The following is a 15,747-nucleotide window of genomic DNA, read 5'->3' as shown; positions in this document are numbered from 1 at the left end:
TCGAGCTTCGGGCAACTAGCCCTGGTTCGTCGGGGCGATATCGGAATGGTCACACCACAGGAGCTGACCATGACCAAGATTACCCTCATTACCGGCGCCAGCCGCGGTCTCGGCCGCAATACCGCTCTCAACATCGCCCGTCACGGCGGCGATGTCGTCCTCACCTATCAAAGCCGCAGCGAAGACGCACAGGCTGTCGTCTCTGAAATCCAGCACATGGGCCGCAAGGCGGTGGCGCTGCAACTCGACACCGGCAAGATTGCCGGCCTCGCCAAATTTGCTGGCCGTCTGCGAACAGCGCTGCGCGAAACCTGGTCGCGCGAGACGTTCGACCATCTCGTGAACAATGCCGGACACGGCGATTATGCACTGATCTCCGACACTACCGAGGCGCAGTTCGACGGGCTGGTGAACGTCCATTTCAAGGGCGTGTTCTTTCTCACGCAGGCACTGCTGCCACTGATGGCAGACGGCGGTCGCATCGTGAACCTGTCGTCCGGACTGACCCGCATGTGCCTCCCGGGCTACGCCGCTTATGCCGCCATGAAAGGCGCCGTCGAGGTGATGACCATGTATATGGCGAAGGAACTGGGCAGCCGCCGGATCACCGTGAACACGGTCGCGCCCGGCGCAATCGAAACCGATTTCGGCGGCGGTGCCGTGCGTGACAATCCAGACATCAACAAGACGATCGCCGGCATGACCGCCCTTGGCCGCGTCGGCCTGCCCGACGATATCGGACCGATGATCGCGAACCTGCTGTCGGAGGACAATCGCTGGGTGAACGCGCAGCGGATCGAGGTGTCGGGCGGACAGGGGCTGTAGACAAAACAATCCCGGCGCTGACGAGCGGCGCCGGGATACGTCTCACATACTCAAATTGCTGGTCTGATTCTAAATCCGCGCGACCAATTCCTTGATCAGCGTCGTGATCCGCCCCGTCGGCGATTCCAGCTCTTTCATGATCGAGAAGTGATCAGCGCCCGGGATCTCCTCATAGCTCACCGGCAAACCGTACTTTGCCCGGTGCACGGCAAGGTCCGCCGTCTGCTGGCGCAGGATCGGCAATTCGCCGCCGCCAACCACCAGCGCGAGCGGCTTGTTCGGGCCGCCATCCTGCAGCAGCGGCGACTGCCGCTTCGACATCGCATCGTCCAGCTTCAGCTTTTCATTCAAATAGGACGCGCGGATCGGCTCGAGATCGTAGATGCCCGAAATGGCGACGCCGCCCTTCACCTTCGGATGCGACAGCGTCGTCGAGGTGAGATGACCACCGGCGGACCAGCCGGACACCACGATGCGGTTCGGATCGCCGCCGAGCGAGGGAAGCTTCTCAACCAGCGCATCGACGCCGGCATGCATCTCGGCCACGATCTCCTCCAGCGTCGCATCCGGCGCGAGTGTGTAACCAATTGCAGCGACGTTGATACCGTGGGCGATGGGACCTGCAGCGAAGCAGGTGAAAAAATCCTTCGAGCGCATCTGCCAGTAGCCACCATGGATCAGCAGCAGTGTCGGCCCGCTGTCGGCGGCCTTGATGAAATCGAACCTGTTGCGCTCGCGCGGGCCATAGGCGACGTCGAGATGCGCGGGATACTTCGCCTTCATCGCGTCAGAGCGCTGGCCCCATCCGGCGGCGATGTCGGCGCTGCCCGCAACGGCAGTCGAGTTGTTCAGACCGGCATCGAGCTGCTCGCGCGTCATCGCGCGCCAGTTGGAATCGCCGAAAGGCTTACTCATGGTTGCATCCCTGCATTGTGTGAGGCGACACTGCCTGCGAGTCCCATTTATCCAGAAAATGGTCTACACGGCTACGTCGGGATCGACATCCCAAGCATACGAATTGCTCTGCATCCGAAATTGGAGACGTGCGTGGCCTCTCAGCAAGATCTCATCAAAGCAACGGCCTGCGCCGTGGTCGATCAACTCAATGCCGGGACGGTAACGCCGCTCGACCTGCTGGACGCGCTGGAAGCGCGCATCAAGGAAGTCGATGGCCAGGTCAACGCGCTGCCGATCCTGTGTTTCGATCGCGCCCGCGATCACGCGAAGGAATTGATGAAGAAGCCGCTCGGCGAACGCGGCATCCTTGCCGGCCTGCCGGTGCCGATCAAGGATCTCACCGCCGTCGCCGGCGTGCGCACCACACAGGGCTCGCCGATCTACAAGGACGTGGTGCCGACCAAGTCCAACGTGCTGGTCGAACGCCTCGAAGAAAACGGCGGCGTGATCTATGCGAAATCCAACACGCCTGAATTCGGCGCGGGCGCCAATACGTTCAACGAAGTGTTCGGTGCGACGCTGAATCCGTGGGACCTGTCGAAGTCGGCCGCCGGCTCGTCCGGCGGCGCCGCGGCAGCACTTGCCAGCGGCACGGCGTGGATTGCCCATGGCTCCGACATGGGCGGTTCGCTGCGCAACCCCGCCAGCTTCTGCGGCATCGTCGGCCTGCGTCCGAGCGTCGGCCGCGTTGCGTCCACGCCCGCCGTGGCGCTCGCCCGGATGGTGAGCGTGCAGGGCCCGATGGCCCGCACCGTGGAAGACCTCGCGCTGATGCTGGATGCCATGAGCGGCGAACATCCCGCCGATCTGATCTCGCTGCCGAAACTGCCGACCTCGTTCCGCTCGGCCGTGCGCGCCGGTACCAAACCGAAGCGCATCGCCTATTCGCCGGATCTCGGCATCACCCCCGTGGACCCCGAAGTGGTCGCCATCACCCGCAAGGCAGCGATGGCATTCGCCGACGCCGGCGTCATCGTCGAGGAAGCGCATCCCGACCTGCGCGAAGCCCACGAATGCTTCCATGTGCTGCGCGCCTACGACTTCGCGATCTCGAAGCTCCAGCTGCTCCGCGACAAGCGCGATCAGCTGAAGCCGGAAGTAATCTGGAACATCGAGCAGGGCCTGAAGCTCACGGTCGATGACCTGGCGAAGGCGGAAGCGCAGCGTGTCACGCTGGCGGCACGTGCCTACGAGTTCTTCCAGACCTACGACCTGCTGCTGTGCCCGGCGACCATCACGCCGCCGTTCCCGATCGAGCAGCGCTATCTCGCCGAATGCAACGGCACCAAGTTCGACAACTACGTGCAGTGGCTCGGCATCGTCTATGCGATCACGCTGACCTGCTGCCCGGCGCTGTCGATGCCTTGCGGCTTCACATCGACGGGTCTGCCGGTCGGATTGCAGGTCGTCGGCCCGCCGCGCGGCGAAGCCTCACTGCTCGCCGGCGCACGCGTGCTGGAAGACATTCTGGGCCTGCGCGACTCTACGCCGATCGATCCGCGCCCGGCGAAGTAACGGAACTCCGCCCTCATACTCGCTCGTCCTGGCTGGCCTTGTGCCGGCCAGGACGATGCCTTTGGGCAGGGCCGCCCGGAGTACCGCTACCCTTCATAGACTTTTGTCTAAGCCACATTGTCACATGTCGCGGCTAGTCATGTGCGGCCGCGGCCGGGATGCGGGCATCGCCTGACAGAACGATCCTGCCAGCAGCAATGCATTCCGCGGCATTGGCTTTTCGTGCCGCGCGTGGCAACGGGACATTTCACTTCACGGAATACGAGGGTTCTACGTGGCAGATTCATTCGCACCGCCGGCGGACGGCAAACTCCATTTCGACGACGCCAAGAAACGCATCAAGGCGATCTTCATCGGCTCGATGGGCAATCTCGTCGAATGGTATGACTTCTACGCCTACACCGCCTTCGCATTGTATTTCGCGCCGGCCTTCTTCCCGAACTCCGACCCCGTCGTTCAGCAGCTCAATGCGGCCGTGCTGTTTGCCGCCACCTTCCTGATGCGGCCACTCGGCGGCTGGCTGTTCGGCTATCTCGCCGACACCTATGGCCGTCGTATATCGCTGACGATCTCGGTCCTGTGCATGTGCTTCGGCTCGCTGATCATCGCCTGCACGCCGACCTATGCCACCATCGGCATCGCGGCACCGATCCTGCTCGCGCTCGCCCGCATCATCGAAGGCCTCAGCCTCGGCGGCGAATACGGCGCCAGCGCCACCTATCTCTCGGAAGTTGCCGATCCTAAGCATCGCGGTTTCTATTCGAGCTTCCAGTATGTCACGCTGATCGGCGGCCAGCTGACCGCGATCATCGTGCTCCTGCTGCTGCAGAAGGTGTTCCTCACCGAGCAGGAGCTGAAGGACTGGGGCTGGCGCATTCCGTTCGTGATCGGCGCTGGTCTTGCGGTCTTCACCGCCGTGATGCGTCGCGACATGCACGAGACTGACCAGTTCGTTGAAGCGAAGAAGCAGGCCAAGCCAATGGGTTCGCTGCGCGCGCTGATGGCCTATCCGCGCGAATTGCTGCTGGTTGTCGGCCTCACCGCCGGCGGCACCGCGGCGTTCTATACCTTCACCACCTACATGCAGACCTTCGTGAAGCTCTCGGTCGGCCTCACCGCGGACCAGACCACCACGGTGATCTTCGGCACGCTGATATTCGCCTGCCTGCTGCAGCCGATCTATGGCGCGATCTCCGACCGCATCGGCCGCAAGCCGCTGCTGATCTTCTTCGGCGTTGCCGGCACGCTGGCGACTGTTCCGATCCTCACCACGCTGCAGACCACCAAGTCGCCATTCACGGCGTTCCTGCTGATCTGCGGCGCCTGGATCTTCGTGGCCGGCTATACCTCGATCAATGCGGTGGTGAAGGCCGAACTGTTCCCGACCAATATCCGCGCCCTCGGCGTCGGCGTACCCTATGCGCTGACGGTGTCAATCTTCGGCGGTACGGCGCCGGCGATCGCGCTGTACTTCAAGCAGATCGGTCATGAACAGTGGTTCTACTATTATCTGTCGGGCATGATCTTCCTGTCGCTGCTGATTTACGCCACCATGCGCGACACCAAGCACAAGTCGGCGATGCACCGTCACGAGTGACGGTCAACGTCTAGCCAAGGAGCGTCAGCCATGACCGAGGATCACACCCCGCCGGAATCCAAGCTGACGCAGACCAAACAGCGCTGGGCGCGCGAAGGCCGGTTTCTCACCGGCAAGATTGCGCGCCCGGACGACCAGCGGCTCCCGCCCGGCCAGCATCTGACCCAGGATTGGCCGGTACTGGATCTGGGCATCACGCCAAACATCCCTCGCGAGCGCTGGCGGCTCGATGTCTACGGCGCCGTCGAGACGCCGCTGTTCTGGGATTTCGGCCAGTTCAGCGCGCAGCCGCAATCGACCTTCATCTCAGACATCCATTGCGTCACCACCTGGTCGCGTTACGACAACCAGTGGGAAGGTCTTTCGACCCGTGCGCTGCTGGATGCGTGCCAGCCGAAGCCCGAGGCGCGCTTTGTGGTGCTGGAATCCCATGACGGCTACACCACCAACCTGTCGCTGGAAGATTTCGCTGCCGAAGACGCACTGCTGGCGCATTCGTGGCAGGGCTCCCCGATCGAGCGCGATCATGGCGGCCCGGTGCGGGTGATCGTGCCGCATCTATATTTTTGGAAGAGCGCCAAGTGGCTGCAGCGCATCCAGTTCGTCGGCGACGACAAGCCCGGCTATTGGGAAGTCCGCGGTTATCACAACCGCGGCGATCCGTGGCAGGAGCAGCGATATTCGGACGATTGATAGAGACGCGTTGATGGAATTCTATTTCAGCACTTCGCAAACGCTGCGATGGTCCTGACGTATCAGTCCCTCGGTGCGGCAAGAGACTTTTGCCCACCAGCCATCGAGCGACTCGCGATCGCAATGCAGCTTCACGCTCATGCCATCGGCAAATGCGATCCATTCGGCAAAGCGATGCGACGGCACTGCGATCACCACGGGGATATCGCTAGAGAGCGCGCGCTCGATCAGATAAGCGAGCCCCTTGCCCTCGCGCTCCTGCTTGCCGAACCGGTTGATGATCACGAGATCGGCGCCCTCGTCGATGGCGTCGGCGACCTGCGTGCCGGCATCGAGCAATTGCCCGACATCGAGCTTGCAGCCCTTGGCGCCGGGACCGAGATCCTGAAACAAGCGCACTTGCGCACCGGTGTGCAGCATGACCGCAGTCAGCTTCGGCACGTCGAATTCGCGATGCCCGAGTTGCACCAATCCGACGGCGCGAACGCCCTGCTTGCTCAGATCCGCCGCGAAGGTGTGCAACACTGCGTCGGGATCCTGATCCTTGTCATAGACAAGTGCAGCCAGATCGCATTGGGCGTCGAACATTGCGAAGTTCCAGTTTAGACCACGGCCCCCCACGAGCGACCAAGGATGGATCGATCCTATTCCAGAATAGAGCCATTCGAAAGCGCGATCGGGGTGACCGTCACGATATATTTATCCGGATACAACGGTGATACCGCCGGCTTGACCGGTTAGAACCTGCGCTTCTTGCCGATATCGCCCTTCAGCGCCAGCAGTTCCTTGCGCGCGGCGGTGGCCGCAGCGCTTTCGATGCCACGATAGCGCTTGATGAGCGTCAAGCCGAATGGCGTGAGGAGAGCTCCGCCCCCATTCTTACCACCCGTCTGGCGCTCGACGGCAGGCTGCCCGCAAATCCGGTTGAGTTCATCGACCAGATCCCAAGCGCGCTTGTAGGACATCGCCATGGCGCGGCCAGCAGCCGAAATCGAACCGGTGGTGTGAATATGTTCGAGAAGCTGAATCTTGCCCGGTCCGATCCGTCCCTCGGGATCGAGGTCGATGCGGATACTGAGGGCTGGCGCGGGCGGGCTGGCTGGCTTGGACATAGCCGAAGTCTACGTCCCCAGACGCAACCTTGCCAGTCCAACAATCAACGAACGTTTCAGTGTTGGCGGCATTCGGGGCAAACGACTTCGCCCCTGGTCACATGCGCGATGCCGCGACAAAGCCATTTCCGGGCTATCGCGTGCAGCGGCCGCCGGGCCAGCTGATAGATGAAATACACGTCGAGCATGATGAAATCGAATCCGTTCTTCCCGACATAGATAGGGCGGCGTCCTGCAATCAGAACGCCGCCCTTCTCTTGTCAGCCATCTCTTTTTAGTTAGCCACGCAGCTTAGCCGTGAAGTTTCTTGGCGGTCTCGGCGATCACCTTGCCCTGATAACGAGCACCAGCCAGCTCATTGGCCGAAGGCTGGCGGCTGCCGTCGCCACCAGCCTCGAAGTCGGGAAGTTTTGACATCTCAGAATCCGAAACGATGAGTTTCAATCATTTCTATTTATGCGCCATCTGAGAGGGCATATCCAGATGCCCAGGATGCAAATGCATCAAACGACGGAGATTTCGTCATGATCGACCTCAGACCTTTCGACAAACTCGGCGGCGCCGACCACGGCTGGCTCAAGGCCAAACACCATTTCTCGTTCGGGAGCCACTACGACCCCGAGAATAAGGGCCATGGCAGCCTGCGCGTCTGGAACGACGACGAGATCGCGCCGAACACCGGTTTCCCGGCTCATCCGCATTCCAACATGGAAATCATCACCTATGTCCGCGAAGGCGCGATCACGCATCAGGACAGTCTGGGTAACACGGGTCGCACCGAGGCCGGCGACGTCCAGGTGATGAGTGCGGGCTCAGGCATCCGGCACTCCGAATACAATCTGGAGGCATCGACCACGCGGATCTTCCAGATCTGGATCGAGCCCACACAAATGGGCGGCCAGCCTTGCTGGGGCGCCAAGCCGTTCCCGAAGGCCGATCGCTCCGGCCAGTTTGTCACCATTGCCAGCGGCTTCAAGGACGACGCTGGGGCGCTGCCTATCCGGGCTGACGCCCGCGTGCTGGCAACGACGCTGAAGGCCGGTGAGACCGCGCAATATCCGCTGGGTAGCTCGCGCAACGGCTACCTCGTGCCGGCGGCCGGCGCGATTGAGATCAACGGCATTCGCGTCAACGCCCGCGACGGTGTCGCCATCCGTGATGAAGCCAACGTCACGATCACCGCGCTGGAAGATTCCGAACTCGTTCTGGTGGACGCCGCCTGACGGCGCCCACCAATCATCAACCCGACCTATTCATCCCAATCCAACGGAGACTGACCATGACCAAAGTACTCGTTCTGTATTATTCCGCTTACGGCCATATCGAAGCGATGGCCAATGCCGTCGCCGAAGGTGCCCGCGAAGCCGGCGCCACTGTCGATATCAAGCGCGTGCCTGAACTGGTGCCTGCCGAGGTCGCCAAGGCGTCCTACTACAAGATGGACCAGGCTGCCCCGATCGCGACCATCGACGATCTCGCCAATTACGACGCGATCATCGTCGGTACCGGCACCCGCTTCGGCCGCATGTCCTCGCAGATGGCCAACTTCCTCGATCAGGCCGGTGGCCTGTGGATGAAGGGCGCGCTGCATGGCAAGGTCGGCGGTGCCTTCACCGCGACCGCGACCCAGCACGGTGGCCAGGAAACCACGCTGTTCTCCATCATCACCAACCTGCTGCATTTCGGCATGACCATCGTCGGCCTCAATTACGGCTTCCAGGGCCAGATGAAGCTCGATGAAGTCACCGGCGGTTCGCCCTATGGTGCCACCACCCTGCGGTCCTTTGCGGCGGCGGCAACCGAGCTAACCCTGTCCAAGGCCACCGTCTCCAAGGCGGTGAGCCGGCTGGAGGACCGCCTCGGTGCCAGGCTGTTCAACCGGACCTCGCGGCGGCTGGCGCTGACCGATGCAGGCCGGACGCTGGCGGTGAAGGCTGCGCAATTGCTGGCGGACGGCGAAGCGCTCGAGAACGAGGCACTGGCGCAGTCGGCAACGCCGCGCGGGCTGGTACGGCTGGCCGTGCCGATGACCTACGGCACCAATACGGTGGCGCATCTGCTGCCGGAGTTCCTCGCCAAATATCCGGAAGTCTCCATTGACCTCAGCCTCAGCGACGCCACCGTCGATCTGATCGGCGAAGGTTTCGATGCTGCAATCCGCATCGCCACGCTGCCGGACTCATCGCTGATCGCGCGGCGGCTCTGCCCGGTGAAGCGCCACATTGTGGCCGCGCCGTCCTATTTCGCGAAATACGGCCGGCCGACGCATCCCATGCATCTCGCCGACCACAAATGCTTTGGCTACACCTATCTCTCGACCCCCGGCGTCTGGCACTTCACCAATGCGGCCGGCGAACAGGCCAGCGTTCGGCCGGCGGGGCCGCTCCGCGTCAACAATGGCGAGGCGCTGCTGCCTGCGCTGATCGCCGGATTGGGGATCAGCGACTTGCCGGATTTCATCGTCGGTGATGCATTGACGAGCGGCGCGCTGGAAGCCGTGTTGCAGGACTGGTCGCAATCGTCGAGCGGTGTCTACCTCGTCACGCCACCGGGCGGTCCCCGCCCTGCCCGTGTCGAAGTGCTGCTGGAATTTCTTGCTGACAAACTCGCTGCCACCGGCAAGCGCGCACGCAAGACATCAGGCTAGCTCGCCTTCATCATCAGCCCATAGATGCCGAAATACTGGTCGCGCATATTTGCAATATCGAATTCGGTGACGAAATCCTTCGCCGTCCTTGCGATCTTCGCAGCGAGCTCGGGCTGCGCCGCAAGCGCCGCGATCTTGTCGGCGAGATCCTCGGCGGATCCGACCTTGAATTTGATACCGTTCGAGCCATCCACCAGCAGTTCGGCCGGGCCATCGACATCCGCGGCGATGACAGGCAGGCCGACCGCCATGGCTTCGAGCAGCACCAATCCGAAACCTTCGAAACGCGATGGCAGGACGAAGATATCAGCCTCGTCCAAAGGACGGCGCACATCGGTGCGCCCGCACAGAAAGTGAACGCGATCGGCGACGTTCTCGGCGATCGCCTGGGCCTTTAAACTCAGGAGGGTCGACTCGTCGCCCTCCGGTGGGCTGCCGACGAAATCGCAGCGAATGTCGAGCCCGCGCGCGACGCAGAGGCTGACCGCCTTGATCAGGATGTCCTGCCCCTTCTGTTTCGGATAGATGCGGGCGACATTGATCAGACGCAGAGCCGGTCCGAGGCGACGTTGCCGCGCCACTCTATCGAATGTCGCGAGCGGGATGCCGTTATGCACCTTGAACAGGCGCTTCAGTTTGACCGATTCACATTCACGCTCGACCGCAGCAGAGATCGCGATGTTCCAATCGACGAACCGCTGATGTAGCCGAAGCTTTACGCGGTCCCACGCGTTGACGAGGCCGGTATTGTGAATCGTGTAGCCGACGCTCATCGGACGATACAGTTTACTCAACATGGCGAAGTGCTTGGCGCCGCTGTCATGCGCATGGATGATGCGAATATCGTGACGGCGGATGATGTTGAGTAAACTTAGAATGACACGTGGATTGCGGTTCCCGGGTGGGCGCTTGAGGAAGTAGACCGGATGACCTGTCGCGGAGAGCTCGGCAGCAAGGTCGGGATGGAAAAAGTCGTTGATGACGACGAAAACCTGCGGAATGTCCTCTCCCGGCGTGCAACTGGCAGCGAAATTGATCAGCAGTCGCTCGGACCCGCCCACGGTCAGCGACGAAATCAATTGAAGCACACAACCCACTTTGAAATGCTCCCGGCCCGAATGCCGGGCGACTTCCAAATCCGTCGCACTCCAAACGGCCCGATTGCGAAATAGCGCCAGGGTTTTTGTCTGTTCGGAGTAATCCATTCCCTATTTCGGCTGACGCTCGTGGCTATTCTGCGGCGCACCAAATGCGCTGCGGAAATGAATTCTGGCGGAAAGGCGGCAGAGTTGGGCGGGAATGCGCACGCAGGTTGACGATGGGCCAAAACACATCAGATTTTCCGAAAGCGCAAAACTTCCACGCCATTTCCAACAACACCACATTCGTTGCTTTCGCTCGATGATATTCAGTCAGCCATTTCATTGACTGAATCCGTGTCGGACGTAGCTTTGATGCACGCCATTGCATCAGAGAAAATGACCATGACCACCGCTTCCCCTACGCGCCGTTTGCTATCAACGCTCATTGCCACAGCCTTCAGCGCAACGCTCGCCACCTCCGCTTTCGCGGTAGACCAGATCACGCTGCGCGTCGGCGACCAGAAGGGCGGCAACCGCTCGCTGCTGGAGATCTCCGGCTTGGCGAAGGACTTGCCTTACAAGATCCAGTGGTCGGAATTCCCTGCGGCGGCGCCGATCCTCGAAGCCATCAATGCCGGCGCACTCGATGTCGGTTACACCGGCGACCTCTCGTTCCTCACGGTCTATGCCAACGGCGCACCGATCAAGGCGATAGGCGGCACACGCTCCAATGCGGACACACAGGCGATCCTGGTGCGCAACAATTCACCGATCAAGACCGCTGCCGACCTCAAGGGCAAGCGCCTCGCAGGCACACGCGGCGGCTGGGGCCAGTTCCTGATTGAGGCGACGCTGGAGAAAGCCGGTTACAAGACCAGCGACGCAACTTTCGCGCCGCTCGGTCCCGTCGATGCCAAGATTGCACTTCTCGCCGGTTCGATCGACGGCTGGGCCGTATGGGAACCCTACATCTCCTACGCCGTGCTGAAAGACAATGCGCGGGTGGTTGCCGATGGCACGGGCCTGACCCCGACCCTGACCTTTATCGTCGCTTCCGAAGAGGCAATTGCCACCAAGCGCGAGGCCGTCGCCGACCTGTTGCAGCGACTTAACAAGGCCCGCAACTGGTCGCGCGAGCATGTCAATGAATATGCCAAAAACACCGCCGAGCTGACCAAGCTGCCGGAAGACGTGCTGGCGCGCGCCTACAAGGCGCAGGACACACGGCCGATCGCCATCGACGATGGCGTGGTGAAGGAGTTCCAGGAAGCCTCGGATCGCGCCACGCGCTACGGAATCCTGTCGAAGCAGGTCGATGTCAGCAAGGCCGTCGATCGCAGCTTCACGCAGGCTGCGCCGGCATCGAACTAGCCGACGGCTGCGCGGCGAGAATGCGCATCGTTGCAATCGCCGCGATCAGCGACAACACTGTGGCGACGCTGAACAGCGTCCCATAGCCGAGCAGGTCGGCAATGCGGCCCGACAGCATCGAGCCGATGAAGTAGATGATCAGCTGGGCGCAGGCGAGAATCGTGAAGTCGGTGCCCGGCTGATCCTTCGATGCCGCCGCCATGAACAGGCTGTAGAGCGCGACGATCTCCATGTAGCGGATCAGGGTTTGGAATCCGGCCGCACCGAAAATCGGCCAGAAGCCCGAGATCACACCCAGCGCATGAGCCGTAAACAGCGCGAAGCAGATGGTGCGGAGAATGCCCAGCAGACCCAGCGTCCAGCCGGTGCCGCAGCGTTGCAACAGCCATGCTGCGCCAGCGGCACCCGCGAGGCCCGCCGTCGTCGCGGCGCCGCCGGAAAGATAACCGATCTGTTTGAGCGGCACGCCGGCATCGACGAGATAGCTTCCCTCCATCGCCTTCACGAGGCCCTCGCTCATCCGGTAGATCAGTGCGATCCAGAGAATGTTGCGCACCTCGCGGCGGCGCAGGAAGGCCATCACGGAAGGCCGCGGCTTCGACGGATCGATCTGCCCGGCTTCGTCCTCGCGCATGGCGAAGGCGGCAAAGAGCGGGATCAGCGAGAAGCCGGCGATGGTCAGTAGCATGCCGGTCCAGCCGATCTGCGCATACAGCACCAGCCCGAGCGTGCCCCCGATCACGACACCAAACGCGACCGAGCCGCCCTGGATCGCATTGCCGATGGCGCGATCCTCCGGCGCGAGATATTTCGCGGCGTAGCCATCGGTGGCAATGTCCTGGGTCGAGATCAGCAACGAGCCGAACAGGCCAACGGTGATGATGCCCCAGACATTGGTTGCCCCGAGCGGGATCAGGCAGAGAAGGCTCAGAATGACGCCGGTTTGCGTGACGATCACCCAGCCGGCGCGATGCGCGCGCGCGAAGGGACGGATGCGATCGACGACCGGCGCCCAGAAAAACTTCAGCAGCAGCGGCAGGAACCAGAGGCTGAGATAGCCGATCTCGCTGCGCGACACACCGGCCTCGCGCATGATCGGCGGCAGGGCCGCCGCGAACAGGTAGGACGGGATCGCCTGCGCGAGATACAGACCGCCGAGCACGACGAACAGCCGCTTGCGCCCCATGATCGCAACCGGATCCGCTGCGTGAAGCTCGACGGCGCTCATGCGATACCCCGATGTCCGGCAAGGAAGGCTCGCGCGGCGCTCTCGTCTTCGAGTGCCACGAGCGGCATCGGCCATAGCTTCCGAAACGTCTCTTCCATCTTCTTGTTGGCGCCTGGGCGTACAATCGCCACAGCACGGCAGCGCGCGGAGATGTGACCGCGCGTCGCCTTGAACCACAGCGCCTGCTCCCGCTCGCCGGAGACGGACAGTTTCCCGCCGCCCCCGAATACGGTCAGAAGTTCGAATGGCGCATCATGCTCGCCGACCCTGGCCAGCGCGGCCAGATAATCGCGCTCGTCCGACTCCGCGTAAGGCGGCAGGAACCGTAGCGTCAGCAGGCTCCCATCAATCTCCAGATCCACCATGATGGCAATTAGAACTCCCTGGGAAGTGGCCTTGGAAGGTTTGGTCTTAGAATGTCTTGCGATAGCCGACCGTCACGGTGCGGCCCCAGGAATAGACCGGCAGGTTGCGCACCGAGGTTGCTGTCGGGTTCTGCAGCTCCGTATCGAACAGGTTGTTGACGGCTGCATAGGCCTCGCCGCCATAGACCGGCCCGCTCAGCGCGGCATTCATGGTGAAGCCACCCTCGATGGGATAGACCGTATTGGTCAGGTTGATACCGCGGTTGCGGCTGGCATAGCCCTCGCCCTCGACGCGCAGCTTGATGCCGTTGTCGAAGTGATAATCGCCGAAGATCAGACCGCGCACCGGACTGCCGATGCGGTTGTTGGGCAGCCACGAGTCGAGCACACCGTCCTTGTTGGTGTCGTAGCGGCCTTCCTTGTAGCCGATCGTGGTACCCAGCGTGAAATTCCGGTTGATCGCCATCTCGCCGATATATTCGACGCCGTAGATCATTTCTTTCTGCTGCGAGATCAGGTTGGTGACTGGGTCGAAGGTCACGCCCTTCTCGGACGTGCTGACGAAACCGGTGATGCTGCCCTTGTAGGGGCCGTCGCCGCCGCGGATGCCGATTTCATAATTGTTGACGATCTGGGCTTCCGGCGCGATCGAGCTGAAAGAGATGGTCTGGCGTGCCAGCGGCAGGCAGTTCGGCGTCGCTACCGGACAGGCAAAGGCGGTGGATGACAGGCCGGCGCGGCGCGTATAGGCGCCAACATCGGGTAGCGCATAGCCCTGCGAGAAACCGCCGAACAGATCGATCTTGTTGTTGAGCTTGAAGGTCGCGCCGAGATTGTAGGTCGGCGAGGCATATTCGTACTGGCCGCCGATAACATTGAGCGCCGGCAGAACGAAGCGCGTCACGGGCGAGATCGCGGCATAGGCGGCCGGACGCAGGAAGTCGTCAACGCTGAGATCGAAATGCTCGTAGCGAACGCCGCCCCGCGCGGTCAGCCGATCGGTGATCGGGACTTGTACCAATGCAAATCCGGCGGTCGTCACCTGGGTCAACGGCGTGAACACATCGCGGCCATCGGTCAGCGTCTGCCATGTCTTGTCATGAACGACGTCGGTGCCCCAGGTCACCTTGGCCCCGTTCCAGATGCGGTCGAGCGGCGTATCGATCGTCAGATTGACGCCTCCGCGCTCGGAATACAGCGTGGTCTGGTTGGCGGGGCTGGTCGGGCTCAGCGGGTTGCCGGAATAATAGACCAGTGAGTTATAGGGATAGGAGAACTCCGAATAGTTGAAGCGCTTCTTGATGTCATTGTAGAAGCCGACCACGCTGAGATTGCCGAGCACGAAGTCCGTATCGCTGTAGCGCAATTGGAACGAGCGCGAATCTTCCAGCACGCTCTGCCCGGTATAGGGCTTGGTGAAATCCGGCTTCGCATAGGCGCCGGAATAGTCGGTGAGGTATTTCGGCGTCTGGTCGAGATAGAACTGGCTGATCGAGGCTTCGATGCGCTTGCCGCCATCGAAATCGTAACCGATCTTGCCCAGGAAATTGCCGCTGGCGAGACGATCACCACCTCCCTGCCCGAGCATGGCGTCCGATGGCAGCTCGCGGCCCGCGCCATCATAAGTCTTCTGCGCGCCGCGGCCGCTGCCGACGAATACATAGTCGATGCCATTCGCGCCCTTGCCACTGACCGTCGCCGACATTTCCGGCGCCAGCGAACCGCCGGGATCGGCTGTGAAGGTGCGCAGCGCCGTATTGACGCTGACGCGGGGACCGCCCGGCTGCGCTTTCTTGGTGACGAAATTCACCGTACCGCCTGTCGCGCCGGCGCCATAGAGGCTCGATGCACCGGCGACCAGTTCGATGCGCTCGACGGAATTCAGATCGATCAGCGACAGGACGCGCGAGACGTCGCGGAGCGGCGTCGTCAGCGGCACGCCGTCCATCAGCACCAGAAGGTCGCGGCCGCGATAGCTTTCGGAAGCACCGGAGATGGTCTGGTTCGACACCGAGAAGCCCGGCAGCAATTTTGCCAGCAGCGCCGATGCGCTGCCGCTCTGCTTGAGCTGCTCGTCAATCTCCTTCTGATCGACCACCTGCACGGTCTGCGGAATATCCGAGATCGATCGTTGCGCACGTGCGGCGGTTACCGTGATCTCGTCGAGCGTGACGCCCGCGCTCTGCTGCGCAACGGCCTGCGACGACATGAGCCCGACGGCGGGGATGAGAAGGAACTGGCTGTAACGCATGAGCTCGAAGTCTTCCGTATGTTCGTGGCGACGAAGCACTGGTGAGGTCGAGCCGGTCAATTCGACCGAGGCCGCAGCAGTTTGGAATCAATGTAAATTCCAGC

15 protein-coding genes and 2 pseudogenes are annotated in these 15,747 nt (G+C 62.0%); 8 read left to right on the top strand and 9 right to left on the bottom strand.

Annotated features, from left to right (window positions below; translation table 11 throughout):
• The first annotated feature begins 69 nt into the window (after positions 1–69).
• Positions 70–825, top strand: coding sequence for an SDR family oxidoreductase (locus AB7828_RS25630; RefSeq protein ID WP_120289105.1), 756 nt, complete (start codon positions 70–72; stop codon positions 823–825).
• A gap of 69 nt (positions 826–894) precedes the next feature.
• Here AB7828_RS25630 and AB7828_RS25625 read toward each other — a convergent pair whose 3' ends face one another.
• Positions 895–1,740, bottom strand: a complete 846-nt coding sequence (locus AB7828_RS25625; RefSeq protein ID WP_441231520.1) for an alpha/beta hydrolase — start codon at positions 1,738–1,740, stop codon at positions 895–897.
• 132 nt (positions 1,741–1,872) lie between these two features.
• Between AB7828_RS25625 and AB7828_RS25620 the strand changes: the two genes are divergently transcribed.
• The 3 genes from AB7828_RS25620 to AB7828_RS25610 all read left to right on the top strand — a co-directional run bounded on the left by AB7828_RS25620 (position 1,873) and on the right by AB7828_RS25610 (position 5,587).
• Positions 1,873–3,297 (top strand): amidase, encoded by a 1,425-nt coding sequence (locus AB7828_RS25620; protein ID WP_439062139.1) that lies wholly within the window; start codon positions 1,873–1,875, stop codon positions 3,295–3,297.
• 361 nt (positions 3,298–3,658) lie between these two features.
• The gene (locus tag AB7828_RS25615; protein ID WP_120289104.1) at positions 3,659–4,894 is read left to right on the top strand and encodes an MFS transporter; all 1,236 of its coding nucleotides are present in this window, start codon (positions 3,659–3,661) and stop codon (positions 4,892–4,894) included.
• Positions 4,895–4,924: 30 nt separating this feature from the next.
• Positions 4,925–5,587, top strand: a complete 663-nt coding sequence (locus AB7828_RS25610) for a sulfite oxidase-like oxidoreductase (protein ID WP_089262482.1) — start codon at positions 4,925–4,927, stop codon at positions 5,585–5,587.
• 21 nt (positions 5,588–5,608) lie between these two features.
• Here the strand turns inward: AB7828_RS25610 and AB7828_RS25605 are convergent, their stop codons facing one another.
• The 3 genes and pseudogenes from AB7828_RS25605 to AB7828_RS25595 form a co-directional block, all read right to left on the bottom strand.
• Positions 5,609–6,175: a DUF2478 domain-containing protein gene (locus AB7828_RS25605; protein ID WP_441231519.1), complete on the bottom strand. Its 567-nt coding sequence runs from the start codon at positions 6,173–6,175 to the stop codon at positions 5,609–5,611.
• Positions 6,176–6,324: 149 nt separating this feature from the next.
• Complete coding sequence (locus AB7828_RS25600; RefSeq protein WP_439079330.1) at positions 6,325–6,699, bottom strand: winged helix-turn-helix domain-containing protein; 375 nt, start codon at positions 6,697–6,699, stop codon at positions 6,325–6,327.
• Between the two features lie 291 nt (positions 6,700–6,990).
• A pseudogene (locus tag AB7828_RS25595) lies at positions 6,991–7,089 on the bottom strand (NAD(P)H:quinone oxidoreductase); the annotation flags it as partial.
• Positions 7,090–7,223: 134 nt separating this feature from the next.
• Here AB7828_RS25595 and AB7828_RS25590 point away from each other — a divergent pair.
• The 3 genes and pseudogenes from AB7828_RS25590 to AB7828_RS25580 all read left to right on the top strand — a co-directional run bounded on the left by AB7828_RS25590 (position 7,224) and on the right by AB7828_RS25580 (position 9,346).
• Positions 7,224–7,922, top strand: a complete 699-nt coding sequence (locus AB7828_RS25590; protein WP_441231518.1) for a pirin family protein — start codon at positions 7,224–7,226, stop codon at positions 7,920–7,922.
• 56 nt (positions 7,923–7,978) lie between these two features.
• Positions 7,979–8,476, top strand: a pseudogene (gene wrbA, locus AB7828_RS25585) (NAD(P)H:quinone oxidoreductase); the annotation flags it as partial.
• On the top strand, positions 8,474–9,346 hold the full coding sequence (locus AB7828_RS25580) for a LysR family transcriptional regulator (protein ID WP_441232315.1): 873 nt from the start codon (positions 8,474–8,476) through the stop codon (positions 9,344–9,346). The pseudogene wrbA and the gene AB7828_RS25580, both read left to right, overlap by 3 nt.
• Here AB7828_RS25580 and AB7828_RS25575 read toward each other — a convergent pair.
• Both AB7828_RS25575 and AB7828_RS25570 read right to left on the bottom strand, forming a co-directional pair.
• Positions 9,343–10,443: a glycosyltransferase family 4 protein gene (locus AB7828_RS25575; protein ID WP_441231517.1), complete on the bottom strand. Its 1,101-nt coding sequence runs from the start codon at positions 10,441–10,443 to the stop codon at positions 9,343–9,345. The genes AB7828_RS25580 and AB7828_RS25575 overlap by 4 nt on opposite strands.
• A 133-nt stretch (positions 10,444–10,576) precedes the next feature.
• Positions 10,577–10,771: a hypothetical protein gene (locus tag AB7828_RS25570; RefSeq protein ID WP_441231516.1), complete on the bottom strand. Its 195-nt coding sequence runs from the start codon at positions 10,769–10,771 to the stop codon at positions 10,577–10,579.
• Between the two features lie 59 nt (positions 10,772–10,830).
• Between AB7828_RS25570 and AB7828_RS25565 the strand changes: the two genes are divergently transcribed.
• Complete coding sequence (locus tag AB7828_RS25565; RefSeq protein ID WP_441231515.1) at positions 10,831–11,799, top strand: ABC transporter substrate-binding protein; 969 nt, start codon at positions 10,831–10,833, stop codon at positions 11,797–11,799.
• Here the strand turns inward: AB7828_RS25565 and AB7828_RS25560 are convergent.
• Genes AB7828_RS25560 through AB7828_RS25550 form a run of 3 tightly spaced genes read right to left on the bottom strand, consistent with a single transcriptional unit; the run spans position 11,771 to position 15,643 of the window.
• Positions 11,771–13,027: an MFS transporter gene (locus AB7828_RS25560; RefSeq protein WP_441231514.1), complete on the bottom strand. Its 1,257-nt coding sequence runs from the start codon at positions 13,025–13,027 to the stop codon at positions 11,771–11,773. The genes AB7828_RS25565 and AB7828_RS25560 overlap by 29 nt on opposite strands.
• Positions 13,024–13,392, bottom strand: a complete 369-nt coding sequence (locus AB7828_RS25555; RefSeq protein WP_441231513.1) for a hypothetical protein — start codon at positions 13,390–13,392, stop codon at positions 13,024–13,026. Before AB7828_RS25555 ends, AB7828_RS25560 begins: the two co-directional genes overlap by 4 nt.
• 46 nt (positions 13,393–13,438) lie before the next feature.
• Complete coding sequence (locus tag AB7828_RS25550; protein WP_441231512.1) at positions 13,439–15,643, bottom strand: TonB-dependent receptor; 2,205 nt, start codon at positions 15,641–15,643, stop codon at positions 13,439–13,441.
• Between the last annotated feature and the right edge of the window lie 104 nt (positions 15,644–15,747).

Source organism: Tardiphaga sp. 215_C5_N2_1 (assembly GCF_052076055.1).
In the GTDB taxonomy this organism is placed as follows: Bacteria; Pseudomonadota; Alphaproteobacteria; order Rhizobiales; family Xanthobacteraceae; genus Tardiphaga; species Tardiphaga robiniae.
The sequence above is the reverse complement of the archived record's forward strand: the minus strand, read 5'-3'. Positions and strand labels throughout refer to the sequence as shown.